This is a genomic window from Hahella sp. NS-SX17, assembly GCF_057367735.1.
Map to the genome: position 1 here is coordinate 5,983,976 of NZ_CM170632.1, position 22,758 is coordinate 6,006,733.

A 22,758-nucleotide genomic window follows, 5' to 3' on the forward strand; every position below is an offset into this window, starting at 1 on the left:
TAAACAGGTCTCATTACTCACTCTGTATTCAATCTATTTATACGCTCGCCCTAACGAAAAAGTATCCCGTGCAGCCACGTTGCATTTGCATCGTAAGCGAGACATGATGAAATCAAGGTCAGACGGTTTCGCCGTCAGCAAATAACAAAAGAAGCACACCAAAAACAGGAGAAAAACATGAATGCGAGAGAGGTAGTGATTGTGTCTGGAGCCAGAACGCCAATGGGCGGCTTTCAAGGCTCCTTGAGTTCATTGACGGCCGTAGATCTGGCGACGGCCTCCATTAAAGAGGCGATCTCCCGCGCCAATCTGCAACCTGACGACATACAGGAAGTCATAATGGGATGCGTTCTTCCCGCAGGTTTGAAACAAGGCCCTGCAAGACAGGCGATGCTTGACGCAGGCATCCCCAACTCTACTGGCGCCACCACTATCAACAAGCTTTGCGGCTCTGGCATGAAGGCCACTATGCTCGCTCATGACCTGATCGTCGCCGAAACCAACGAAGTCATGATTGCAGGCGGCATGGAAAGCATGAGCAACGCCCCTTACTTGCTGCCCAAGGCGCGCTCAGGCTATCGCATGGGCCATGGCGAAGTAAAAGACCACATGTTTCTCGATGGATTGGAAGACGCCAAAACAGGTCGTTTGATGGGCTCCTTCGCAGAAGAAGTCGCCGGAAAATTCGGCATCACTCGTAAACGCATGGATGATTTCGCCATCAGATCATTGAAGCTTGCTCAGGAAGCGATTGAAAATGGCGCATTGAAGGACGAAATTGTCCCAGTCACGGTATCGACACGCAAAGGCGACAGCCTGGTAGAGCATGACGAACAACCAGGCTCCGCTAACTTGGAAAAAATTCCAACCTTGCGTCCTGCTTTCCAGAAAGACGGCTCTATCACTGCCGCCAATTCCAGCTCTATCTCTGACGGCGCTTCCGCCATGGTGCTGATGAGCCGAGCAGAGGCGGACCGCCGCGGCTCGCAGCCTTTCGCTAGAATCGTCGCGCACAGCACGCACTCTCAAGCGCCGTCTGAATTCACCATCGCACCTATCGGCGCTATTCAAAAGGTACTGCAGAAAGCCGGCTGGTCCAAAGATGAAGTTGATCTGTTTGAGATCAACGAAGCTTTCGCCATGGTGACCATGCTGGCGATTCAGGAATTGGGCTTGGCTGAAGACAAAGTCAATGTATTCGGCGGCGCCTGCGCCCAAGGACATCCTGTAGGCTCAACCGGCTCCCGAATCATAATTACGCTTATGCATGCCTTGAAGCGCTTGGGCAAGAAACGCGGCGTGGCGGCGCTTTGTATCGGCGGAGGCGAAGCAACTGCGGTCGCCATCGAACTTATCTAGAAAGCTTCATTGGCTTGATGTAGGAAGGGGCCGCATGCGGCCCCTTGCAAAATCCTTGAAGCATCAAGGCCTGTGTGGAGACGCCAGATACTCCTGAGATTGCATCTCCAGCAAGCGACTCTCCGTCCTCTCAAACTCGAATCTGAGACGCTCGCCCTGGTAAATCTCGTTAATCGCTGCGGCGGCGGAAATAATCACCTTAACGCGCCGATCATAAAACTCATCAACAAGATTAATGAATCTTCGCGCCTGATCCTCTTTATTCATTTCCAATAGCGGCACATTGCTTACGAGTACGGCATGAAACTCTCGCGCCAGCTCAATGTAATCGTTCTGGCTGCGAGGGCCGTCGCATAGCTCCTTGAAATCAAACCAGATAACATCGTCTGCGCGGCGAATCGCATTCAGTTTTCGACCATTGATCAGAATGCCCGTTTGATGCGCCCCCGCTTCCACAGCCAGCCTCTCATAGCTTTGCGTCAAGCTGAGCTGAGCCTCTTCATCCAACGGATAATGATAGAGTTCCGCCTGCTGTAACGTCCGCAAACGGTAGTCTGTTCCGCCATCAACATTCACCACTTCCGTATGCTGGTTTAATAATGCGATCGCCGGCAGGAACCGCTGCCGTTGGAGGCCGTCTTTGTACAGTCCGTCAGGTACGATATTGGAAGTGCACACTAACGAAACACCACGCTCAAACAACGCTTCGAGCAGAGTAGCCAGAATCATCGCATCGCCAATATCAGTGACAAAAAACTCGTCGAAGCAGATTACCTGTGCTTCTTGGCTAAAACGGTCAGCGACAATCTCCAGCGGGTTCTTCTCTCCTTTAAGCTGCTTTAACTCCTGATGCACTCTTTGCATGAAGCGATGAAAGTGCACGCGCATCTTGCGCTTAAAGGGCAGGCATTCATAAAAAGTATCCATCAGATACGTTTTGCCGCGCCCAACGCCCCCCCAGAAATAAAGGCCTTTCTCGGGAGTCGTATCTGCTTTCGTCAATCCGATCTTCCGAGCCAGACGCTGAATACGACTGGCCTGGAGACGCTTGCTTTCCGCCGCCGTCAGCCGCTCAAACAGCACCTGCAGCTTTTCAACCGCCATTTCCTGAGCGGGATCATAGGAGAAATCCTGACGCTCAAGATCTTGTCTATACTTTTCAATAGGAGTCGTCACTGCCTGACTCGCCTCACTGATAAATGATTTTCAAGTCGCCAACGATTATAGTTGGTCGAAATTGCGCGCTTATTTTGCCTTTTTCTCCACATATTGACCACATGGGTAAGGGTTATTCCCGACACCTTCTCCCACCGCGTCAGCCCCAGCGTCCAGTGCGACCAAAAGCTACCTGTCGGCAATGGAAATCGGAGCGCTTTTATCGGTATACTAGCTCACTCCTCCGGTTCACAATTCCTTGCAAATTTAAGTGTTGAAAGAATTATGGGATCTACCATTGTTATAGCGGCGGTAACTTTTCTGGTCGGTTTAGGCCTGGGCGTTCTGCTGCACAAGTTGTTGCACTCTGAAACCGCTAAAAACCGGCGCCTGGAACGCCAGATTGATCATCTGCAAGATCAACACACCCGCTATCAGGCTGAAGTCGCCGAACACTTCTCCCGCACAGCCGAAATGCTGGGCAAACTCAACGCCAATTATCGCGACATATTCAATCATCTGGCTGTCGGCGCCGAGCGCCTGTGCAGCGACAGCGAGTTCAAATCGCTGGTGTCGTCCGCCACTCCTTCGCTATCAGTAAAGCGTAAAGAGGGCAAAAATAAAGCAGAAGATACGGTCTTTGAGCCGCCCCGGGATTACGCCCCCAAAGCAGACCCGAAACAAAAAGGTACTCTGTCTGAGGATTATGGCTTCGAAAGCCGCTCCCACAATAATTCGCCGGAAGCGACGTCTGAGAGCGAGAAGTACTAGCGCCAGCCCTCAATTGGCGATAATCCGGTCACACCGGGTTATCGCCATCGAAGAAACCAACTTCCACATCCACGCTTTCCGCCAGCGCCTTGCCTAAAGCCTGTACGCCATATCGCTCTGTAGCGTGATGTCCCGCCGCCACATAGACAATTCCCTGCTCTCGGGCGCTGTGAACAGTCTGCTCTGAAATCTCGCCGCTTAAGTAAACGTCAACCCCCAGACTTACAGCCTGATCAATAAAGCCTTGCGCGCCCCCAGTACACCACGCGATAGAGCTGACTACCCTGCCCGGATCCTCACTAATAACCAAAGGCGCTCTCTGCAGCCGATTAGCAAGATGCTCAGACAGTTCACTCACTGGCATTGGGCGGGCCAAAGCGCCACACCATAGCAGCCCATCCACATCCCCCGCTTTCACTCGACTCTCAACCATCAACCCCAAATGCGCAGCCAGCGCTGCGTTGTTGCCATACTCAGGATGAATATCAAGCGGGAGGTGGTATGCAATCAAGTTAATGTCGTGCTGCAACAACTTAGCGATACGCCTACGCTTCATCCCTACGATCGTCGCATTTTCGCCTTTCCAGAAATAGCCATGGTGCGCCAAAATCGTATCAGCGCCCTGCTCGATTGCTGCATCCAACAATTGCTCGCTGGCGGTGACGCCGCACAGTATCTTACGCACGTCTTTGCGCCCTTCCACCTGCAAACCATTAGGACAGTAGTCCCTGACCCGATCCGGTTGTAACCAGTTATTCAGCAGTGTCATTATTGTCGAGATATCAGTCATGGCCTACTCCTCAGTCGTTGCAGTTATGTTAACATTCCGCGCCAGTGTCGCCAAAGAACGAGAAAAATGAGACAGTTAGCAGCCTATGGAATCGCCGTGGCAATTGGTTTATTAGCCGCAGGCGCTTACCTTTTCCTGATGAAGCCCCCCACCGCACAGCCGCAGCTGGTGATAACTTCATTCGCCGATGCGGTTGCTCAAACGCTGCCTTCTGTCGTCAACATCTATAGCGAGGAACCCAATCCCGCCCTGTCCGACGCCATTTGGAAGAACCCCTTATTCTCGAGCTACTCCAAAAACATCACGCCCCCCGAACCCACACTAAGTAGACTGGGATCAGGGGTCATCATAGACGACCAAGGCCATATTCTGACCAATTACCATGTGGTCAAGTCGACGGAGCTGATCAAAATTATGCTCTCCGATGGTCGGGAAACCCCTGCTGAAATCGTGGGGCTGGACAGTGAAGCAGACCTTGCAGTGCTAAAACCCAAACAGAACGGGCTTCAGCCAATCCCGGTCAGCCACTCCCAACCCCGAGTAGGTGATATCGTACTTGCCATTGGCAATCCGTTCGGCGTCGGACAAGCCGTAACGCAAGGCATTATTAGCGGCCTGGGTAGATCAAACCTGGGATTGGCTACTTACGAAAACTACATTCAAACGGATGTCGCCATCAATCCAGGCAATTCCGGCGGGGCATTGATCAACGCCAAAGGCGAACTGGTGGGCATCGTCACAGCCGTATTCTCCACCACTGGCGGCTATCAAGGCATCAGCTTCGCCATCCCGTCACAGTCCGCTATGGCGATTGCGCAGGACCTGATCCAATATGGACGAGTCATCCGCGGTTACTTGGGGGTAGAAATGCACGAGTTGGCGCGCCATGAAGCAGACTTTTTTGGTCTAACCGACACCAATGGCTTACTGATCACAGGAGTCCAGCCGGACAGTCCGGGCAGTAAAGCAGGATTGGAAGCAGGTGATGTCCTCTTAAAGATCAACGATATGCCGATGAGAACATCACAACAGGCCAGAGACTTTGTTTCACACAACAAGCCTGGCGCTCAAATCAGGCTGACTCTGTTCAGGCGCGGTCAAACTGTTAATTTAACCGCCACCTTACAACAGCGCGCAGGTAATGAAGGAGGCTAACGCCAAATTAGCCTTTCGCTATTTCTAAGGCTTCTATCAAGGCTCTTAACATAGCTTCATTTTCTTCGCGACTTCCGACAGTCAGTCGCAAGCAGCCGGAGAGCTTCGGGTGTCCGCCATCCAGCAGCTTAATCAAAACGCCCTGCTTCTTCATCTCACTGAACACAGATTTAGCCGACTGCTCAACATGCACCAAAATAAAGTTCGCCTGACTCGGAAAGACTTTTACCCCACTCAATGCGTCAAGCTGAGCGCTTAACCAGCTACGCTGTTCTCTCAAAGCCTCGGTTTGTTTCACAAATTCAGGAAAATGACGAATTGCGGTTAGCACCGCGCCTTGAGTCAAACAGTTGATATTGTATGGAAGGCGCACCTTGTTCAGTTGCTCAATCCATTCGCGCGCGCCAAACAACATACCGAAGCGTAATCCGGCCAACCCCACCTTGGAGAACGTGCGCATTACCACAACATTATCGTATTCGCCAATCCATCCCATGTAGTCCGCATCGGTAAAAGCCGTGTAGGCCTCATCAATGACTACGAGGCCAGGACTTTCGGCGACAATCCGGCGTAACGTTTCATCATCAAACAGATTGCCTGTCGGGTTGTTGGGTTGAGCAATAAAAACCAGCGCAGGCTGGTGACGCTTGATCGCCTCCAGCGTCGCCTGAGCGTCTATCTGAAAGTCGTCATTCAGTGGAACGCCCACATATTCCGCACCAATAAAGGTTGCAATCATCTTGTACATGACGAAGCTTGGCTCAACGGAAAGTATTGTCCGTCCCGGCCCCGCTACCGCCATAGCGAGAATCTGAATAATTTCGTCTGAACCGTTCCCAAACAACATATCTGCGGAGGCAGGCAAATCATACAGTTCCCGCAAAGCAGCCCTTATCGCTTCAGCATCTGGATCTGGATAACGATTGATTGCAGCGTCGCGCAAATCCGCGCCCAATTCAGCTCTCAACGCAGCCGGAAAGTCGAAAGGATTCTCCATGGCGTCTAACTTAATCAGACCTGAAGCATCCGCAACATGATACGCGGAAAGCGCCTGCACTTCTGGACGCACCCACTGGACAATTCTGTCTTTGACGGACATAGGCCTACTCCTTCACTATGCGGTATTCAGCAGAGCGAGCGTGCGCCGTCAGCCCTTCGCCACGCGCAAGCACGGAAGCGACACGCCCGGCGTTTGAGGCCCCGCGACTGGAGAAATTGATCAAGGACGAGCGCTTCTGAAAGTCGTACACACCCAAAGGGCTGGAAAAGCGCGCAGTGCCAGAAGTCGGCAACACATGGTTCGGACCAGCGCAATAGTCACCCAAAGCTTCCGCCGTATAACGCCCCATAAATATGGCGCCGGCATGCCTGATTCCGGGTAATAATGCATCAGGATCAGCGACTGACAACTCCAAATGCTCCGGAGCAATAAGGTTAACCACCTCTATCGCCTCATCAAGATCTGCGACCTTAATGAAAGCGCCACGCTCCTTTAAGGAGACGGATATAATCTCACTACGCTCCATATCCGGCAGCAGTTTATCGATCGACGCGTTCACTGCCGCCAAACAAGAGGCGTCAGGAGAAATCAGAATCGCCTGTGCGTCCTGATCATGTTCCGCCTGAGAAAACAGATCCATGGCGATCCAGTCAGGATCAGTCCCCCCATCGCACACCACGCAGATTTCTGAGGGACCCGCGATCATATCGATGCCCACGGTTCCGAATACCATTCGTTTTGCTGTAGCCACGTATATATTTCCGGGGCCGACAATTTTATCGACTTTGGGGACCGTCTCAGTGCCATAGGCCAATGCCGCCACGGCTTGCGCGCCACCGACAGTAAACACCTTATCAACGCCGGCTACCGCCGCCGCCGCGAGCACCAATTCATTCACTTCGCCGCGTGGCGTCGGCACAGTCATGATAATGGAGCCTACTCCCGCCACTTTCGCAGGAATCGCGTTCATGAGCACAGAAGAGGGATAAGCAGCCTTGCCTCCTGGGACATAAATACCGACCCGGTCCAACGGAACAACTTGCTGCCCCAGGACAGTTCCATCATCTTCTTCATAAGTCCAGGATGGCTGCACCTGCTTTTCATGGTAACGGCGAATACGCTCGGCGGCTTTTTCCAAAGCGCTTCTCAGCTCAGGACTAATGGAGGCGAGCGCCTGTTGCAGGCGATGGTGCGAAATTTCCAGAGCGCTCATTGCGGCTGCATGCATATGATCAAAGCGGTTTGTATATTCCAGAACCGCTTCATCACCACGAGCGCGCACATCTTTGAGCACGTTCTCCACAACGCGATTCACTTCCGCGCTATCGTCTTCCTGAAAAGCCAGCAAAGCTTCCAGCTGCGGCCTAAAATCCGCCTGACTGCTATCTAATTCACGCATATCTGCAGTTCGCCTCATCCGCTACTTCATTAGTGTTCGCCCACACCGCCCTTGGCCAAATCAAGAGCTCATCAAATCACTCTGCGCCCACAGCCTGCGCCAGTTTATCGAGTATTGGCTGCAAACTGGCATGTTTCATTTTCATCGAGGCGCTGTTGGCGATCAGTCTTGAGCTGATGTCGCATATCTTCTCGCGCGGCTCCAAGCCATTGGCCACAAGGGTATTGCCTGTATCGACAATATCTACAATTTCATCCGCCAGCCCCATCAACGGCGCCAGCTCCATACCGCCATACAGTTTAATGATGTCGGCCTGGATACCTTTGCCTGCGTAATAGCGCTTGGCGATATTGACGAACTTGGTCGCCACTTTGATACGTCCCGACTTAGGCGTTGCGCCTTTCATCGCCGCCGTCATCAAACGACAGGTGGCGATTTTGAGATCTAACGGCTCATAGAGGCCATCATAGCCGTGCTCCATCAGCACATCCTTACCCGCCACGCCCAAATCCGCCACGCCATGCTGCACGTAGGTTGGGACATCTGTGGCGCGCAACACCACCAGCCGCACGTTGGGCTGGTTGGTGGTGAAGATCAGTTTGCGGCTTTTCTTGATATCGTCTTCCGGCTCAATACCGGCCGCCGCCAACAGCGGCAATGTGTCGTCCAGGATACGCCCCTTGGACAGGGCGATGGTGATGATCGCACTCATTACAGGATTCCGGATATTGGTGAATTACTTCAACCCGGCAGCCGACGTATCTTCGCGCCTAACAGCTGCATCTTTTCTTCAATACACTCATAACCACGGTCGATATGGTAAATGCGGTCTACAAGGGTATCCCCTTCCGCCACCAATCCGGCGATAACCAGACTGGCGGAGGCGCGTAAGTCGGTCGCCATAACCGGCGCACCAGTCAGAGATTCCACGCCTTCCACAATAGCCGTATTGCCTTCCAGCTTGATCTTCGCCCCCATGCGGCGCAGTTCCTGCACATGCATGAAGCGGTTTTCAAATACGGTCTCAACAATGGCTCCTGTGCCTTCGGCCACGGTGTTCATAGCGACGAACTGCGCCTGCATATCTGTTGGGAAGGCGGGATAAGGCGCGGTGCGCAGGCTCACGGCTTTGGGCCTTGCGCCTTTCATATCCAGCTCAATCCAATCGGGACCGGTGCTGATATGCGCGCCCGCTTCGTCCAGCTTCAACAGGACCGCTTCCAAAATGTCTTCACGCGTGTCTTTCACTCTAACCCGACCGCGGGTCGCTGCAGCGGCGACCAAATAGGTCCCTGTCTCCACTCGATCCGGCAGTACGTTGTAGCGGCAACCATGCAGACGCGGCACACCGTTAATTTCAATCGTTGAAGAGCCATGGCCGCGGATATCAGCGCCCATTGCAATCAGACACTCAGCAAGATCAATGACCTCGGGCTCACGAGCGGCGTTTTCAATTACCGTTTTACCATCAGCCAGCGTCGCCGCCATCAGAAGGTTCTCCGTGCCGGTCACCGTCACGGTATCCATATAGATATGCGCGCCTTTCAGACGACCATTGGTTTTCGCTTTGATATAGCCGCCTTCGACAAGAATATCAGCGCCCATGGCTTCCAAACCGCGAATGTGCAGATCGACGGGCCTACTGCCGATGGCGCAGCCGCCCGGCAAGGAAACTTCCGCCTCGCCAAAGTGGGCCAGCATCGGACCCAGCACCAGAATGGAGGCCCGCATAGTCTTCACCAGCTCATAAGGCGCAGTCAGATGCTTGATAGTATTAGCGTGCACTTCCACGCACATTTTTTCATCGATCATCAGCTCAACGCCCATGCGGCCTAACAGCTCAATCATGGTGGTGATGTCGTTAAGATGCGGCAGGTTGCCGATAGTGACGGGCTCATCCGCCAATAATGTTGCAGCAAGAATTGGTAATGCGGAGTTTTTCGCACCGGAGATGCGAATATCCCCATTAAGCGGCTTGCTGCCGCCGATCAATAATTTGTCCATTAAACTTACCTGGGTTGGAAAACGAATTATTTATTCGCGGCGGCCCACTCATCGGGAGTATATGTTTTGATGGAAACAGCATGCACAGTGCCATCTGCGATCAGATCATGGATACAACTGTACACGGTTTGCTGCTTTTTGACGGGAGAAAGGCCGGCGAAACGCTCACCGACGGCAACAACCTGATAATGATAGCCGTCACCCTCTACTCGGACCTCACAGTCGGACAGCTTTTCTTGCAAAATTTCTTGCAATGCTTCGGGTTGCATGCGCCCACTCCTCGTTATTCGTTGGCTGAACTAAACGAAGCATTTTAACCCAAGCCGGCGCCGGGCCCAAGTTATCGATTGGAAACAATTTGCAGTGGTTACCGCAAATGGCTTTTCAGTGGAGCATTTATGGGCTAGACCGCCTCATCCGCCAAAGGCAGGACAGTCTCAACACCGCTGACCCGCGCTATATCAAACATCTTTCCAGACAGACCTGAAACGCTGACTTTCAAGCCTTTGGCTTCCGCCGCAGCAACCAGACGCAGTAGCAGCGATATCAGCACACTTAGCGCATTTTCGACAAGAGAGACATCGATGCGTAGCGGTAAAGCCGCGTCGGCGGCCTGCACCGCCTTTTCGCCTTCGGCCAACAAGCCAACCACATTAGAGAGATCAACCGCCCCCGAAATACTGAGCGCCACCTCTCTGGATTGCGCATCCTTGGCGCAGGTCAATCTCGCCGACATTATTTCGCCTCGCCAGTCAATTCACCTTCTTCAATCCGACTGGACCAGCTATCTACAACCTTGGCGATATCGCCTTTATGCACGTTAACTTGCTGCTCAAAGCGGTCTTTGAATGCAAGACCTATGTTCACGCCATTAACAATGACATTCTCAAGCAGCCATTGGTTATCGCGATTTTTATACATTGAATAGATTACCGGATACTTGTTTCCAGACGCGGAAATCACTTCCAAATCCACGCTTGCGCGCCCGTCGTCTCTTGGATTAACGGTTGCGGCCAATACGTTAACTTTGAATTCACCGCTTTCCACCAACGCTTTACCATAAGCGTCAAACAAGCTCTTTTTGAACACGCCTACAAACTTCGTTTTAAGCTCATCGCTAGCATCTCTGCGATACCGCCCCATCACACGAGCAGCGATACGATCAAAGTCCACAAGATTCTGCAGCGCTTCCTCCATCGCCCCGTAGAACTTTTGCGGGTTCTCATAATAGGTTTGCTTTTCAGACTGCAGTTTGGAAACCAGCATTTTGGTGCTGTCTTGCACCACGTTGAAAACATCTTGCTGCGCATTGGCCTGCGCCATGACAGCGAAAGCAAGCAACGCCATCGTTGCAAGCAAACGCCTTAAACTCTTCATCGCTAACATCATATTCTTCGCCTAACTTTTTAACCTTATAACTTTCAAACCCCAAAAAACACAGCTTTACTTTGAATACAGAACCAACCGCCGCTTACTTACTGGTTGCAAAGTCGCTGATCAGCTTTTCCAGATTCAGCGCACTTTGCGTACTGTAAAAGAAGTCGCCGTCCTTCAGAGCTTCCTCGTCCCCACCAATGGAGACGTTAATATACTTTTCGCCCAAAAGGCCTGCGGTACTAATAACTGCGACACTGTCTGCGCTCAAATAGTTCACATCCGAGTCGATATCCATCTCAACAACCGCCTTGGACGACTTGGGGTCTAACGAGATGCCGTTAACGCGCCCGATAGTCACGCCTGACAGGGACACTTTACCCCGCACTCTCAGCCCCCCTACATCAGTAAATTCCGCATACAATTTGTATGTATCCTGCGTTGGGCTCAACGACAATCCGCTCACTTCAAGCGCCAACAAGAACAACGCCCCAATGCCGGCGACAATAAAAGCCCCTACAGATATCTCCAGCGTACGAATCCGCATATTAAAAGTCTCCAAACATTACGGCGGTCAAAATAAAATCCAGCCCCAAGACAGCCAGCGATGAGTAAACCACCGTTTTAGTCGTCGCAGAGCTAATGCCTTCAGAGGTGGGAACTGAATCATACCCCTGAAACACGGCGATCCAGGTACATACGACGCCAAAAACAATACTCTTGATTATTCCGTTGAGAATATCGTCGGAAAAGTCCACTGACGCCTGCATATTGCTCCAGAAAGAGCCTTCGTAGACGCCAAGCCACTCCACGCCCACCATTTTACCGCCCCAAACGCCCACCACGCTAAAGATCATGGCCAGCATAGGCATAGCAATAAAACCAGCCAGAAGCCGCGGCGCTATAATCTGCCGCAAAGGGTCGACTCCCATCATTTCCAGGCTGGATAGTTGCTCAGTCGCTTTCATCAAGCCAATTTCAGCCGTCAAGGCCGAACCAGCGCGCCCTGCAAATAATAACGCAGTAACCACCGGCCCCAGCTCACGCACCAGCGTCAGGGCGATCATCTGACCTATGGCCTGCTCCGACCCATAATCCACCAGGATATTGTAGCCCTGAAGCCCGAGCACCATGCCTATAAACAAACCACTGACTACAACAATCACCAGCGACAGGACGCCAACTGAATATAGCTGTTTGAGCAAGAGCGGCAGGCCTTTCATACGCGGCGCGCCCACCAGCGCCCCCACCAGAAACATTCCCGCCCGGCCTAGTGCGCCCAGCGACAACAGGCCATTCCTACCAAGCCTTTGCAGAAAATCCAGCATCCTGGTCTCCCCGTAATAAATCCTCCGCATAGTCTGTTGCGGGAAAGTGAAAGGGCACCGGCCCATCCGGCAAGCCATTGAGGAACTGTTTGACGAAAGCATTTCCATTGGAGCGCAGCTCCTGCGGGCTACCCTGCCCCATCACTTTGCCGTCAGCGACTATGCACAAGTGATCCGTAATGCTCAATGATTCCTGAATATCATGGGACACGACCACGCTAGTCAGCCCCAAGGCGTCATTAAGCAAACGGATAAGCTGGACAATAACGCCCATTGCGATGGGGTCCTGTCCAGTAAATGGCTCATCATACAGAACCATTTCCGGGTCCATGGCGATAGCGCGCGCCAACGCCACACGACGAGCCATGCCGCCAGATAATTCGCTAGGCATCAAATCACGAGCGCCGCGCAGACCTACCGCATGAAGCTTCATTAAAACCAGGTCGCGAATCATTGCTTCGGGTAGTTGTGTGTGGATGCGCAAAGGAAATGCGACATTTTCAAAGACGCTGAGATCAGAAAATAGTGCACCGGATTGAAACAACATCCCCATGCGTTCGCGCAACTCATATAGCTCCTTGCGCTTCAGCTTCGGCACATTGAACCCATTCACCCAGATATCGCCCTTATCGGGCTTCAGTTGGCCGCCGATTAATTTCAGTAGCGTGGTCTTACCCGTACCGCTGGGCCCCATGATGGTGGTGACCTTGCCTTTGGGTATATCGATGTCTACGTTATCGTAGATGAGCCTGTCGCCTCTGGCGAAGGTAAGCCCCCTGACTTCCACGTAATTGGAGGGGTTTTGCGTCATCTGAAATCACCTTAATCGCCCAGCCAGCGTAAACGCCCCCTTCCCGGAAGCATTAAGTATCCTAAAAACATAACCTTACGGCGGCTTTGGCGTTTTGCCAAAAATAGCCTAAACAGGTGCGGAATATATCAGAAGATGTTTTAACTGCCCACATCTTTCCCGGCAAGTTGCAGCAGGCCTTGAGCGTCGTATAATACGCTGGCCTCGCCGCAGAGCATTGGACTCAACACCATACCCTGTCTGCTGCAAGCAGATACCCCTAGAAACAGACTCTGGAACGCTGCATTAATGAGCCACCACGATCACGAGTATATAAAAGCCGCTAAGCGCACAATAGAAATGGAGCTTGAAGCGATTCAGGCGTTAAGCAATCGCATAGATGAGGCCTTTATAAAAGCATGTGATTTAATGCTTGAGTGTGAGGGCCGGGTTGTCGTGACAGGCATGGGAAAGTCAGGCCACATAGGAAATAAAATTGCCGCCACTCTAGCATCGACAGGAACGCCTTCATTTTTTTTGCACCCCGGCGAGGCCAGCCATGGCGACCTGGGTATGGTGACGCCTAAAGATGTAGTTTTAGCAATTTCCAACTCAGGAAATACAGCGGAAATTGTCACTATACTACCGCTTCTCAAACGTATGGGTGTGCCGCTGATCAGCATGACAGGCAATCCGAACTCTACATTGTCTCTAATTGCTGAAGCCAATATTGACGCCAGCGTCTCCACCGAAGCCTGCCCGCTTAACCTTGCCCCAACTTCCAGCACTACAGTATGCCTGGTGCTAGGAGACGCTATTGCTATTGCTCTTCTGGAAGCTCGCGGGTTTACAGCGGAGGATTTCGCTTTTTCTCATCCCGGCGGAGCCTTGGGTCGCAGACTACTCTTAAAAGTGTCCGATATTATGCACACAGGCGAATCCATCCCTGTCGTCAAAGAAAACGCATCTCTAAGCGAATCTTTATTACAAATGTCCCAAAAAGGACTGGGAATGACCTGTGTAGTTGACCAGAATTCCAAGCTATTAGGCGTATTCACTGACGGAGATTTACGCCGCACATTGGACAAGAATATTGATATACGAAACTGCACCATAGACACAGTAATGACCGCCAACTGCCGCTCTGTGACCAAAGATATGCTAGCCGCCGAAGCTCTTGGCCTGATGCAGGAGAAAAAAATCAACGCCCTCCCTGTTGTTGACGCAGACAAAAGGGTCATTGGCGCGTTCAATACTCAAGACATGCTGCGCGCGGGAGTCATTTAATGTCGCCTTCATTGACCGAACAACAATTGCAAGCACTGACGCCGATTAAGCTGTTGGCGCTGGACGTGGATGGAGTCCTGACAGACGGCGCCCTTTACTTCGGAGAGTCAGGGGAACAATTCAAGCCCTTCTCAATACTCGATGGCCTTGGCGTCAAACTCCTGCAAAAAGCGGGCGTCACTGTCGCCATCATTACAGGACGCAAATCCGCCATGGTCGCCAAACGAGCTGGCGACCTGGGCATCCTTGAATTACTGCAAGGCAGAGAAGACAAGCTTGTCGGTCTGAATGAAATTCGCAATAAGCTGGGTCTGGAACTCAGTGAGTGCGCATACGTCGGCGATGACCTGCCCGACTTGGCGGCCATTCGCAGCTGCGGCTTTGGCGTCACCGTTCCCAATGGTCACTGGTATGTTCGCCAGCATGCGGCTTATTGCACATCCGCGCACGGAGGAAAAGGCGCAGTGAGAGAAGTGTGCGATATGATACTAGACGCCAAAGGTGTGCTGCACGCCTCATTGGAAGCCTACCTATAACCTCATGACAGATCTGCTCCGACAATATAGCAAATGGATCTACGCCGCTTTGGCGGCGTTCCTGGTCATTTATCTGGTCGCCTACCAGGATGACGGGGCTGTCCCATTTTTCGAGGAAGAGCCTCTACTGAAGGATGAGCCCGACGCTTTCGTCATTAATGCCGTTTATACCACTTACAACAAAGAGGGCGCGCTCACCAGCCGCCTGCAAAGCCAACTGGCCAAGCATTATCCAGATACGGATACCGGCGTACTGACCCAACCCTATCTGGAGATATATCAACAAGGAGAAAAAAGCTGGCGCGTGGAGTCCCTCGAAGGCGAGCTGCTCATCAAGCAGGACACTCTGAAACTCCGCGGCGATGTAAAGGTCAACGGAGCCTCCAATGATGGCGCGCCAATCCTCATGCAAACGGAAGCACTGGACTACAACAACAAGTCACGCTTTATCAGTACAGATCAACCCGTTAAGATAACTTCAAATATCAATCAGTTAACCGCTGTCGGAATGGAGGCGGATATTGATAAAAAGCTTATTGTCTTACTTTCTCAGGTAATCGGTGTTTATGCGCAACCCAAGTAAACTATTCACAGTGACGTTATTGCTGGGCATCGTGTTCGCCCCGCTGAGCTACGCCCTGGACCTTCTTAACGGTAGTGACGAACCGGTACGCATCAAGGCTGGACGCTGGGAGAGAGACGGTCAGAAAGGCATCGACACGTATATCGGCAATGTCGTCATCACTCAGGGCAAATCCAGTATCGAAGCGGATAAAGTCGTCCTTTACACTGACGATCAAGGCATCAGTCGTTTTCAAGCAACCGGCAAGCCCGCCCACCTTGTGCAGTTTGACGCAGAAAAACAAACTGAAACTCACGCTTACGCAGAAAGCATGGATTATGATCGCAGCCAGAGTAAAGTCATCATGCGCAACCATGCGCGGATTCTGCAGGACAACAGTTCCGTGGAAGGAGAAGAAATCATCTATTTCACTGACAAACGCCTGGTGACAGCGAAGGGAGCAACCTCAGGCAATCAGGCCGAACAGGTTGAAATCATCTACCATCCGCCCAAATCTAATAAACAATGAGCACCCTCACCGCCAAAAATCTGGCCAAGGCCTACAAGAAACGGTCAGTAGTAAAAGACGTGTCCGTCGAAATCCGCAGCGGCGAGATTGTCGGACTTCTCGGGCCTAACGGCGCAGGTAAGACCACCTGCTTCTACATGGTGGTGGGATTGATCCCCAGCGACAAAGGCGGCGTATACATTGACGACGCGGAGATCACCGCTTTACCCATGCACGGCAGAGCGCGCAAGGGCATAGGCTACCTGCCGCAGGAAGCCTCAGTTTTCAGAAAGCTGTCAGTGGAAGACAACATATACGCTATCCTTGAGACCAGAGCCGATCTGAGCCGCAAGGAGCGCAAGCAAAAGATGGAAGAGCTGTTGCAGGAGTTTCACATTACCCACATCCGCAAGAGCCTTGGCATGAGCCTGTCCGGGGGCGAACGCCGACGCGTCGAGATCGCCCGCGCACTGGCCACTGAACCAAAGTTTGTCTTGCTGGATGAGCCTTTCGCCGGGGTAGACCCTATTTCCGTCAACGATATCAAGCAGATAATCGAGCACCTTAAGAAACGCGGCATCGGCGTTTTAATTACCGACCATAATGTGCGCGAGACCTTGGATATTTGTGAACGCGCCTATATTGTCAGTGAAGGATTTATTATCGCAAGCGGCACGCCAGGTGATATTCTTGCCAACCCAAAGGTTAGGGAGGTCTATCTGGGTGACCAGTTCAAACTTTAGTTTAACCGGCGGCCTCCATCCCGGATGGACCTCAAGGCTCAAGAGCTTAGGATAAAAGCACTTAATAATTATGAAAAACTCACAAGATCTGTGCCTGAATCGGTGGTAAGCATCAGATGGTTATGAAAACTTCATTGCAGTTAAAGCTGGGTCAACAACTGACCATGACCCCGCAACTGCAACAAGCAATAAAACTTTTGCAGCTTTCAACACTGGATTTGCAGCAGGAGATTCAACAAGCGCTTGAGTCCAACCCTATGCTGGAAGTGTCAGAAGAGGACGAGTCTCCCAATCACGTTCAGAATGATACGATCAGCGACATGCTCGCCAACAACTCCAGCAAGGAGAGGACGCAAGAGTCGGGCATGGAAGAGGGAGGGTTCGCCGAGGAGGACAACTGGTCCGATTCAATCCCCAACGACCTGCCCGTAGACACCGCCTGGGATGACGTGTTTCAGAGCAGCTCAGGCAGCTACAGCGGAGGCGAGGATGACGAATACGACTTCGAGTCCCGCAACAGCAAGGGCGAGACCCTGCAAGACCACCTTCTCTGGCAACTGAATCTCACCCCCATGTCCGATATCGACCGTATGATCGCCGTTGCGATCATTGATGCGGTCAGCTCCGACGGTTATCTCTCCCTTACGCCTGACGAAATTCACAGCGGCCTGCAGACAGAAGGCGAAGAAGAGATAGAACTGGACGAAGTGCGTGCGGTGCTAAAACGCATTCAGCAATTCGACCCGCCAGGCGTCGCAACCTGCAATCTGCAGGACTGCCTGCTGAGCCAGCTGAATCAGTTGCCCAAAGACACCCCCTGGCTGGGGCAGGCCAAACTGGTGGTCAGCCACTACATCAACTTGCTTGGCAATCGCGACTACGCACAGTTGATGCGCCGCAGTCGCCTGAAGGAGGACGACCTGCGGGAGGTTCTCAAACTGATCCAGAGCCTGAACCCAAGGCCAGGCGAAGGCATTCAGGAAAGCAATACCGAATATGTCGTTCCTGACGTAATCGTCAAGAAGGCCAACGGTCGCTGGCTGGTGGAGCTCAACCCGGAAATCGCCCCCAAAATCCGCATTAACCCTGGCTATGCCGGCTTGGTAAGACGCGCGGACAACAGCTCCGATAACACTTATTTACGCGATCAGTTACAGGAAGCGCGCTGGTTTATCAAAAGCTTGCAAAGCCGTAATGAAACCCTATTGAAAGTCGCCTCACAAATAGTCGAACATCAACAAGGGTTTCTTGAGTATGGCGAGGAAGCGATGAAGCCGCTGGTGCTGCACGATATAGCCGAGGCTGTGGAGATGCATGAGTCAACAATTTCACGGGTGACCACGCAAAAATACATGCACACTCCCCGCGGCGTATTTGAGTTGAAGTACTTTTTCTCCAGCCATGTCAGCACAGACACCGGCGGCGAGTGTTCTTCCACCGCCATTAGAGCTATTATCAAGAAGTTAGTCGCAGCAGAGTCACCAAAAAAACCATTGAGCGACAGCAAGATTGCTGCGCTGCTTGGCGACCAGGGCATCAATGTCGCCCGACGTACGATCGCAAAATACCGGGAGGCGCTTTCCATTCCGCCTTCAAACGAACGTAAGCGTCTAATTTAAAAGGAGGAATACAGGCATAAGACTTAAATCAAATAGTCACAAAATGGATGTGCTAGTATTTTTCATGGAAGTGCAAAATTCATAATGCACCGTATATTGGCATTAGGAGCAAAGTATGCAAATGAACATCACCGGACATCAAGTCGAGTTAACTGAAGCACTGAAGGACTACGTTAACAACAAGTTCGACAAGCTCGAACGACACTTCGACAGCATCAGTAATGTCCAAGTAACGCTCTCCATTCAAAAACAGCGCCAGATTGCGGAAGCAACCATGCACATTAGCGGCGCTGACCTGCATGCCAATGCTGAACACGAAGATATGTACGCGTCAATCGACGCACTGGTGGACAAACTAGATCGCCAGATCCTCAAACATAAAGAGAAGCACGTTGATCGGATGCATGGCGCATCCGCCAGATAACAGAACATGGCCCAAACCACACTAACTATTGAGTCCATTATCTCGCCCGCCCTCACACGCTGTGGGGTGTCGGGCTCGAGTAAGAAGCGCGTTCTTGAATATATCGCCAATCTGATTGCGCAGCATTTTCCATTTTTGGACGAGAACGCCATTTTTACCAACCTGATATGCCGTGAAAGACTCGGCAGCACCGGTATCGGCCAAGGTATAGCGATACCCCATTGTCGCCTGGAAAATTGTGATCGCATCATAGGAGCCCTGATTACACTGAAGGATAAAATTCCTTTTGACGCGATCGACAATGAACCCGTGGATCTGCTGTTCGTTCTGATCGTTCCGCAGGAAGCCACCAGCGAACACCTTGACCTGCTGAGCCAGCTGGCCCAGAAATTCAATGATCGTCGCTTCTGCGAACATTTGCGCGACTGCGACAACGACGAAACCCTGTTCAGGAGGGTGCTGGAAAAATAATCCAGCTTCGATGGAAAGAGGAAGACATGAAGCTGATTATCGTAAGCGGTCGTTCAGGCTCCGGAAAAAGTACGGCGCTCCATGTCCTGGAGGATATGGGCTATTACTGCATTGATAACCTGCCTATCGGTCTCCTCTCGCCTCTCACCCAAGAGGTGCTGGACCAGGGAAAAACCCAAAATCAGCAACTCGCCGTCAGCATAGACGCACGAAATCTTTATAGGGATTTATCAGATTTTCCGTCCATTTACGCCACCCTGCAAGCGCACAATATCGATGTGGAAATCATCTATCTTGACGCTAATGACGCCACCTTGATCAAACGCTTTCATGCGACGCGCCGCAAGCATCCGCTTAGCAGCAAAAGCACGTCCCTGAAGGAAGCCATCGCCAAAGAGAAGCAGTTGCTGGAGCCAATCGCCACACTGGCGAATCTCTATATAGACACCAGCGATCTCTCGATTTACCAACTACGGGATCAGGTCAAAATCAGAGTTATCGGGCACAAGACCCAGGAACTCGCCCTACTCTTCCAATCGTTCGGCTTCAAACACGGCGTGCCCTCAGACTCAGATATGGTGTTCGACGTTCGTTGTCTCCCCAACCCCTACTGGGATACAGCGCTGCGCGGCTACAAAGGCACCGACCAGGAAATCATTGAGTTCCTAAAACAGCATCCGGAACCGGAACAGATGCTGCAACACATCATCAGTTTTCTTGAGACCTGGATTCCACACTTCCAGAACAGTAACCGCACCTACATGACCATCAGCATTGGCTGCACTGGCGGGCAGCATCGCTCGGTCTATATCTGCGAGTGCCTGGGAGAGCATTTCAAGAAAAAATATGATAATGTCCAAGTGCGCCACAAAGAGCTGGCGCAATAAGGTTTTAACAATAAGAAGCCACAGTCGCTTAACAATTAAACCGGCCTGAATCCAACATTCAGGAAACTTCAATCTTTTATGCTCATCGCGCCCCATGATCCAGGAACAAGTCACTATTATTAATAAGCTTGGCCTGCACGCCCGAGCGGCGGCCAAATTCGTATCCACCAGCGGCCGATTCGCCAGTAAGATCAGAGTAGCCAAAGAAGGCCAGGAAGTTGACGGAAAAAGCATAATGGCGGTCATGATGCTCGCCGCCAGCAAGGGAACCCCTCTTACTTTAAAAATAGACGGCCCCGACGAAGAAGAGGCGCTTAACGCCATCAAGACTCTGATCGAGGATTATTTCGGAGAAGGCGAATAACCCCTCACTGCTTTCGGGGCGTCCCGCCCCATCTCATCAAACCTCTCAAACAATACAAACCGCTTGAATAAAGTAAGACAATTCCCTGATTTTCCTTAGACTAATTTTCGTCTTAACTTACACTTTATATTGGGCTCGCTTATACTGGCGCCACAACGGCGCAGAGTCCGACTCTGTAATTTAAATCCGGCAATTTCTTCGCTGCCCGTTGCGGGCCGCCCCAAACGCGGATGTAATCTATGCCTCAAGCGACCGAAAAAAGCACTGCCAAGGTCCGTATGCGCTCCATTGCGGAAGCGCTCGAAAGCGGATCTTTACAGCAGGTCGCGCGCATACTGAACGGCGGCCTTTCCCCCAGCGACATTGCTCACTTACTGGAGTCATCACCGCCCAACGAGCGGAAGTTACTCTGGCAGTTAGTCGATGACGAGCTGGACGGCGAAGTCCTGCAATATCTGAGCGACGAAATCCGTTCTGACTTCCTGAGCGAAATGAACGCACAGGATGTTATTGAGATCGCCGAGGATTTCGAGGTCGATGACCTCGCTGACTTACTGCAGCAGCTACCGGAAGCGGTCATCCAGGAAGTTCTGGAGACCATGGACGCCCAGGACCGTCAGCGTCTGGAAGAAGTCCTGGCCTATCCTGAGGATTCCGCCGGCGGCCTGATGAACACGGACATGATTACCGTGCGTCCGGATATTACCGTCGATGTTGTGCTTCGCTATCTGCGCAGCCACAAAAGCCTGCCCAACATGACCGACAGCCTGCTGGTGGTAAACCGAAAAGACGATTTCATAGGCGTACTTCCTGTGACCACTTTGCTGGTGTCCAGTCTGAGTTCGACGGTGCGCGAAATCATGCGGACAGACGTGGAGCCGATCCCAGCGACCGTCTCCGACAAAGAGGTCGCAACTCTATTCGAGCGCCACGACCTGGTTTCGGCCCCTGTCGTCAATGACAAAGGCAAACTCGTAGGCCGTATCACCATCGATGACGTGGTTGACGTTATCCGTGAAAACGCCGATCACGAAATCTTAAGCATGGCGGGTCTGGACGAAGAAGAAGACATGTTCGCCCCCATTATGAAAACCGCCAAGAGCCGGGCGGTCTGGCTGGGAATAAACCTGATCACCGCATTTCTCGCTTCAGCAGTTATTGGTATTTTTGAAGCGACCATTGAAAAGGTGGTCGCTCTGGCCGTATTGATGCCTATTGTCGCCAGCATGGGCGGCATCGCAGGCAGCCAGGCGCTCACGCTGGTAATCAGAGGGATGGCGACGGGCAAGGTCGGTTCAAACAACATTCGCTGGCTGATGAACCGTGAGTTTCTGGTAGGCGCGTTTAATGGCGTACTCTGGGCTTTTGTGGTCGCGACAGCCGCCATGGTCTGGTTCAACGACGTCACAATTGGCGTCCTTATCGCCTCAGCGATGTTGATTAACCTGACGGTAGCGGCAATCGCCGGCACCGCCTTACCACTGATACTAAAGACCCTGAAAATAGACCCTGCCCTGGCTGGAGGCGTCATTCTGACCACCGTCACAGACGTTGTTGGATTCATGTCATTTCTAGGGCTCGCTACAATCGCCTACGCCTGACCATGCGCAATGGCGAATGCCTGACTATTCTTATCTTACTTAAGCGCTGTGTTACTATTTTAGTTTCCGAGAATTGATTTGAGCATTTCAATGAACCATTCACATCACGACGACGAATTCGAAGACGATTATTACGACGAAGAAGACCTTCCGCCCAGTAAATCCAGTCGTAAACGGGCGATGGAAGCCTTGCAGCAGCTGGGCAAAAAGCTGGCGGAGCTCAAACCCGATCAGCTCAGTCAGGTTCCGCTCACTGAACGCCTGCATGAAGCGATACAGGCCTACAATAAGATAGCCAGCCATGAAGCCAAGCGTCGACAGCTTCAGTTTGTCGGTAAGTTAATGCGGGATGTGGACGAAGAAGAGATTCGTACTTTTCTCGACAAGTTCGACCAGGGTTCCGCATTACAGGCGGCGGAACACCATCGCCTTGAGCGTTGGCGAGAGTCGCTGATTGCCGAAGGCGATCAGGCGGTGACGGAGTTCATGAATCAGTATCCCAATAGTGAAGCGCAGCATTTACGTCAATTAATCCGCGCCGCGCAAAAAGATATTACAGAGAACAAGAACCGCGGCGCCGCTAAAAAGCTATATCGCTATTTGAAAGAAGTCGTCGACGACGCCTGAGTGA

At 52.0% G+C, this 22,758-nt stretch carries 27 protein-coding genes; 15 read left to right on the plus strand and 12 right to left on the minus strand.

The features are described 5' to 3' along the window. Window positions 1-177 precede the first annotated feature (177 nt). Window positions 178-1,359, plus strand: a complete 1,182-nt coding sequence (locus AC2IBB_RS26675) for a thiolase family protein (RefSeq protein ID WP_486329740.1) — start codon at window positions 178-180, stop codon at window positions 1,357-1,359. A 63-nt stretch (window positions 1,360-1,422) separates the two neighbouring features. On the opposite strand, the gene zapE is transcribed toward AC2IBB_RS26675, so the two are convergent. Then, complete coding sequence (zapE, locus tag AC2IBB_RS26680) at window positions 1,423-2,535, minus strand: cell division protein ZapE (protein ID WP_486329741.1); 1,113 nt, start codon at window positions 2,533-2,535, stop codon at window positions 1,423-1,425. Between the two features lie 264 nt (window positions 2,536-2,799). Here zapE and AC2IBB_RS26685 point away from each other — a divergent pair, with 264 nt between their 5' ends. Next, window positions 2,800-3,285, plus strand: a complete 486-nt coding sequence (locus AC2IBB_RS26685) for a Z-ring associated ZapG family protein (RefSeq protein WP_486329742.1) — start codon at window positions 2,800-2,802, stop codon at window positions 3,283-3,285. A gap of 28 nt (window positions 3,286-3,313) precedes the next feature. Here AC2IBB_RS26685 and AC2IBB_RS26690 read toward each other — a convergent pair whose 3' ends face one another. Beyond that, entirely contained in the window at window positions 3,314-4,075 is a 762-nt protein-coding gene (locus AC2IBB_RS26690; protein ID WP_486329743.1) for a Nif3-like dinuclear metal center hexameric protein, read from the minus strand. A 66-nt stretch (window positions 4,076-4,141) separates the two neighbouring features. Here AC2IBB_RS26690 and AC2IBB_RS26695 point away from each other — a divergent pair, with 66 nt between their 5' ends. Continuing rightward, complete coding sequence (locus AC2IBB_RS26695; RefSeq protein ID WP_486329744.1) at window positions 4,142-5,230, plus strand: S1C family serine protease; 1,089 nt, start codon at window positions 4,142-4,144, stop codon at window positions 5,228-5,230. A 7-nt stretch (window positions 5,231-5,237) separates the two neighbouring features. Here AC2IBB_RS26695 and hisC read toward each other — a convergent pair whose 3' ends face one another. From hisC to AC2IBB_RS26745, 10 genes are all read right to left on the minus strand, one after another. Then, on the minus strand, window positions 5,238-6,329 hold the full coding sequence (gene hisC, locus AC2IBB_RS26700; protein ID WP_486329745.1) for a histidinol-phosphate transaminase: 1,092 nt from the start codon (window positions 6,327-6,329) through the stop codon (window positions 5,238-5,240). 4 nt (window positions 6,330-6,333) lie between these two features. Then, window positions 6,334-7,629 carry a histidinol dehydrogenase gene (hisD, locus tag AC2IBB_RS26705; RefSeq protein ID WP_486329746.1) on the minus strand — a complete coding sequence of 432 codons (1,296 nt, stop codon included), beginning with the start codon at window positions 7,627-7,629 and terminating at the stop codon, window positions 6,334-6,336. Between the two features lie 76 nt (window positions 7,630-7,705). After that, entirely contained in the window at window positions 7,706-8,341 is a 636-nt protein-coding gene (gene hisG / locus AC2IBB_RS26710; protein ID WP_279503142.1) for an ATP phosphoribosyltransferase, read from the minus strand. Window positions 8,342-8,370: 29 nt separating this feature from the next. Further along, window positions 8,371-9,633, minus strand: a complete 1,263-nt coding sequence (gene murA / locus AC2IBB_RS26715) for a UDP-N-acetylglucosamine 1-carboxyvinyltransferase (protein WP_216735049.1) — start codon at window positions 9,631-9,633, stop codon at window positions 8,371-8,373. A gap of 26 nt (window positions 9,634-9,659) precedes the next feature. Further along, window positions 9,660-9,902 carry a BolA family protein gene (locus AC2IBB_RS26720; protein ID WP_011399046.1) on the minus strand — a complete coding sequence of 81 codons (243 nt, stop codon included), beginning with the start codon at window positions 9,900-9,902 and terminating at the stop codon, window positions 9,660-9,662. Window positions 9,903-10,036: 134 nt separating this feature from the next. Then, window positions 10,037-10,369 (minus strand): STAS domain-containing protein, encoded by a 333-nt coding sequence (locus tag AC2IBB_RS26725; protein ID WP_486329747.1) that lies wholly within the window; start codon window positions 10,367-10,369, stop codon window positions 10,037-10,039. Next, the gene (locus AC2IBB_RS26730; protein ID WP_486329748.1) at window positions 10,369-11,022 is read right to left on the minus strand and encodes an MlaC/ttg2D family ABC transporter substrate-binding protein; all 654 of its coding nucleotides are present in this window, start codon (window positions 11,020-11,022) and stop codon (window positions 10,369-10,371) included. The genes AC2IBB_RS26725 and AC2IBB_RS26730 overlap by 1 nt, the downstream gene beginning before the upstream one ends. Window positions 11,023-11,104: 82 nt before the next feature. Further along, complete coding sequence (mlaD, locus tag AC2IBB_RS26735; RefSeq protein ID WP_486329749.1) at window positions 11,105-11,554, minus strand: outer membrane lipid asymmetry maintenance protein MlaD; 450 nt, start codon at window positions 11,552-11,554, stop codon at window positions 11,105-11,107. A 1-nt stretch (window position 11,555) separates the two neighbouring features. Further along, complete coding sequence (gene mlaE, locus AC2IBB_RS26740; protein WP_486329750.1) at window positions 11,556-12,335, minus strand: lipid asymmetry maintenance ABC transporter permease subunit MlaE; 780 nt, start codon at window positions 12,333-12,335, stop codon at window positions 11,556-11,558. Continuing rightward, the gene (locus AC2IBB_RS26745) at window positions 12,307-13,146 is read right to left on the minus strand and encodes an ATP-binding cassette domain-containing protein (RefSeq protein ID WP_486329751.1); all 840 of its coding nucleotides are present in this window, start codon (window positions 13,144-13,146) and stop codon (window positions 12,307-12,309) included. The genes mlaE and AC2IBB_RS26745 overlap by 29 nt, the downstream gene beginning before the upstream one ends. A 288-nt stretch (window positions 13,147-13,434) precedes the next feature. On the opposite strand from AC2IBB_RS26745, the gene AC2IBB_RS26750 reads away from it, so the two are divergent. From AC2IBB_RS26750 to yjgA, 12 genes are all read left to right on the plus strand, one after another. Then, window positions 13,435-14,412, plus strand: a complete 978-nt coding sequence (locus AC2IBB_RS26750; RefSeq protein ID WP_486329752.1) for a KpsF/GutQ family sugar-phosphate isomerase — start codon at window positions 13,435-13,437, stop codon at window positions 14,410-14,412. Continuing rightward, entirely contained in the window at window positions 14,412-14,948 is a 537-nt protein-coding gene (locus AC2IBB_RS26755) for a KdsC family phosphatase (protein ID WP_486329753.1), read from the plus strand. Before AC2IBB_RS26750 ends, AC2IBB_RS26755 begins: the two co-directional genes overlap by 1 nt. A 4-nt stretch (window positions 14,949-14,952) precedes the next feature. Beyond that, window positions 14,953-15,531 carry an LPS export ABC transporter periplasmic protein LptC gene (gene lptC / locus AC2IBB_RS26760; RefSeq protein WP_486329754.1) on the plus strand — a complete coding sequence of 193 codons (579 nt, stop codon included), beginning with the start codon at window positions 14,953-14,955 and terminating at the stop codon, window positions 15,529-15,531. After that, window positions 15,515-16,039: a lipopolysaccharide transport periplasmic protein LptA gene (gene lptA, locus AC2IBB_RS26765; protein WP_486329755.1), complete on the plus strand. Its 525-nt coding sequence runs from the start codon at window positions 15,515-15,517 to the stop codon at window positions 16,037-16,039. Before lptC ends, lptA begins: the two co-directional genes overlap by 17 nt. Next, a complete protein-coding gene (gene lptB / locus AC2IBB_RS26770) occupies window positions 16,036-16,761 on the plus strand; it encodes an LPS export ABC transporter ATP-binding protein (protein WP_486329756.1) in 726 nt (241 codons plus the stop codon). Before lptA ends, lptB begins: the two co-directional genes overlap by 4 nt. Before the next feature lie 122 nt (window positions 16,762-16,883). Then, entirely contained in the window at window positions 16,884-18,380 is a 1,497-nt protein-coding gene (locus AC2IBB_RS26775; RefSeq protein WP_486329757.1) for an RNA polymerase factor sigma-54, read from the plus strand. Between the two features lie 115 nt (window positions 18,381-18,495). Beyond that, window positions 18,496-18,804 carry a ribosome hibernation-promoting factor, HPF/YfiA family gene (hpf, locus tag AC2IBB_RS26780; RefSeq protein WP_011399058.1) on the plus strand — a complete coding sequence of 103 codons (309 nt, stop codon included), beginning with the start codon at window positions 18,496-18,498 and terminating at the stop codon, window positions 18,802-18,804. A 6-nt stretch (window positions 18,805-18,810) separates the two neighbouring features. Further along, on the plus strand, window positions 18,811-19,275 hold the full coding sequence (gene ptsN / locus AC2IBB_RS26785) for a PTS IIA-like nitrogen regulatory protein PtsN (protein WP_305903514.1): 465 nt from the start codon (window positions 18,811-18,813) through the stop codon (window positions 19,273-19,275). 26 nt (window positions 19,276-19,301) lie between these two features. Next, the gene (gene rapZ, locus AC2IBB_RS26790; protein WP_127968982.1) at window positions 19,302-20,162 is read left to right on the plus strand and encodes an RNase adapter RapZ; all 861 of its coding nucleotides are present in this window, start codon (window positions 19,302-19,304) and stop codon (window positions 20,160-20,162) included. Between the two features lie 94 nt (window positions 20,163-20,256). After that, window positions 20,257-20,526 (plus strand): HPr family phosphocarrier protein, encoded by a 270-nt coding sequence (locus AC2IBB_RS26795; RefSeq protein WP_486329758.1) that lies wholly within the window; start codon window positions 20,257-20,259, stop codon window positions 20,524-20,526. 239 nt (window positions 20,527-20,765) lie between these two features. Beyond that, window positions 20,766-22,127 (plus strand): magnesium transporter, encoded by a 1,362-nt coding sequence (mgtE, locus tag AC2IBB_RS26800; RefSeq protein ID WP_486329759.1) that lies wholly within the window; start codon window positions 20,766-20,768, stop codon window positions 22,125-22,127. A gap of 90 nt (window positions 22,128-22,217) precedes the next feature. Next, window positions 22,218-22,754: a ribosome biogenesis factor YjgA gene (gene yjgA / locus AC2IBB_RS26805; RefSeq protein WP_486329760.1), complete on the plus strand. Its 537-nt coding sequence runs from the start codon at window positions 22,218-22,220 to the stop codon at window positions 22,752-22,754. Window positions 22,755-22,758: the final 4 nt, after the last annotated feature.

Bases quoted from the DNA above. Each gene is read 5' to 3' on its own strand.
- AC2IBB_RS26675 (WP_486329740.1), top strand. From the start codon at position 178: ATGAATGCGAGAGAGGTAGTGATTGTGTCTGGAGCCAGAACGCCAATG.
- AC2IBB_RS26685 (WP_486329742.1), top strand. From the start codon at position 2,800: ATGGGATCTACCATTGTTATAGCGGCGGTAACTTTTCTGGTCGGTTTA.
- AC2IBB_RS26690 (WP_486329743.1), bottom strand. From the start codon at position 4,075: ATGACTGATATCTCGACAATAATGACACTGCTGAATAACTGGTTACAA.
- AC2IBB_RS26695 (WP_486329744.1), top strand. From the start codon at position 4,142: ATGAGACAGTTAGCAGCCTATGGAATCGCCGTGGCAATTGGTTTATTA.
- hisC (WP_486329745.1), bottom strand. From the start codon at position 6,329: ATGTCCGTCAAAGACAGAATTGTCCAGTGGGTGCGTCCAGAAGTGCAG.
- hisD (WP_486329746.1), bottom strand. From the start codon at position 7,629: ATGCGTGAATTAGATAGCAGTCAGGCGGATTTTAGGCCGCAGCTGGAA.
- hisG (WP_279503142.1), bottom strand. From the start codon at position 8,341: ATGAGTGCGATCATCACCATCGCCCTGTCCAAGGGGCGTATCCTGGAC.
- murA (WP_216735049.1), bottom strand. From the start codon at position 9,633: ATGGACAAATTATTGATCGGCGGCAGCAAGCCGCTTAATGGGGATATT.
- AC2IBB_RS26720 (WP_011399046.1), bottom strand. From the start codon at position 9,902: ATGCAACCCGAAGCATTGCAAGAAATTTTGCAAGAAAAGCTGTCCGAC.
- AC2IBB_RS26725 (WP_486329747.1), bottom strand. From the start codon at position 10,369: ATGTCGGCGAGATTGACCTGCGCCAAGGATGCGCAATCCAGAGAGGTG.
- AC2IBB_RS26730 (WP_486329748.1), bottom strand. From the start codon at position 11,022: ATGATGTTAGCGATGAAGAGTTTAAGGCGTTTGCTTGCAACGATGGCG.
- mlaD (WP_486329749.1), bottom strand. From the start codon at position 11,554: ATGCGGATTCGTACGCTGGAGATATCTGTAGGGGCTTTTATTGTCGCC.
- mlaE (WP_486329750.1), bottom strand. From the start codon at position 12,335: ATGCTGGATTTTCTGCAAAGGCTTGGTAGGAATGGCCTGTTGTCGCTG.
- AC2IBB_RS26745 (WP_486329751.1), bottom strand. From the start codon at position 13,146: ATGACGCAAAACCCCTCCAATTACGTGGAAGTCAGGGGGCTTACCTTC.
- AC2IBB_RS26750 (WP_486329752.1), top strand. From the start codon at position 13,435: ATGAGCCACCACGATCACGAGTATATAAAAGCCGCTAAGCGCACAATA.
- AC2IBB_RS26755 (WP_486329753.1), top strand. From the start codon at position 14,412: ATGTCGCCTTCATTGACCGAACAACAATTGCAAGCACTGACGCCGATT.
- lptC (WP_486329754.1), top strand. From the start codon at position 14,953: ATGACAGATCTGCTCCGACAATATAGCAAATGGATCTACGCCGCTTTG.
- lptA (WP_486329755.1), top strand. From the start codon at position 15,515: ATGCGCAACCCAAGTAAACTATTCACAGTGACGTTATTGCTGGGCATC.
- lptB (WP_486329756.1), top strand. From the start codon at position 16,036: ATGAGCACCCTCACCGCCAAAAATCTGGCCAAGGCCTACAAGAAACGG.
- AC2IBB_RS26775 (WP_486329757.1), top strand. From the start codon at position 16,884: ATGAAAACTTCATTGCAGTTAAAGCTGGGTCAACAACTGACCATGACC.
- hpf (WP_011399058.1), top strand. From the start codon at position 18,496: ATGCAAATGAACATCACCGGACATCAAGTCGAGTTAACTGAAGCACTG.
- ptsN (WP_305903514.1), top strand. From the start codon at position 18,811: ATGGCCCAAACCACACTAACTATTGAGTCCATTATCTCGCCCGCCCTC.
- rapZ (WP_127968982.1), top strand. From the start codon at position 19,302: ATGAAGCTGATTATCGTAAGCGGTCGTTCAGGCTCCGGAAAAAGTACG.
- AC2IBB_RS26795 (WP_486329758.1), top strand. From the start codon at position 20,257: ATGATCCAGGAACAAGTCACTATTATTAATAAGCTTGGCCTGCACGCC.
- mgtE (WP_486329759.1), top strand. From the start codon at position 20,766: ATGCCTCAAGCGACCGAAAAAAGCACTGCCAAGGTCCGTATGCGCTCC.
- yjgA (WP_486329760.1), top strand. From the start codon at position 22,218: ATGAACCATTCACATCACGACGACGAATTCGAAGACGATTATTACGAC.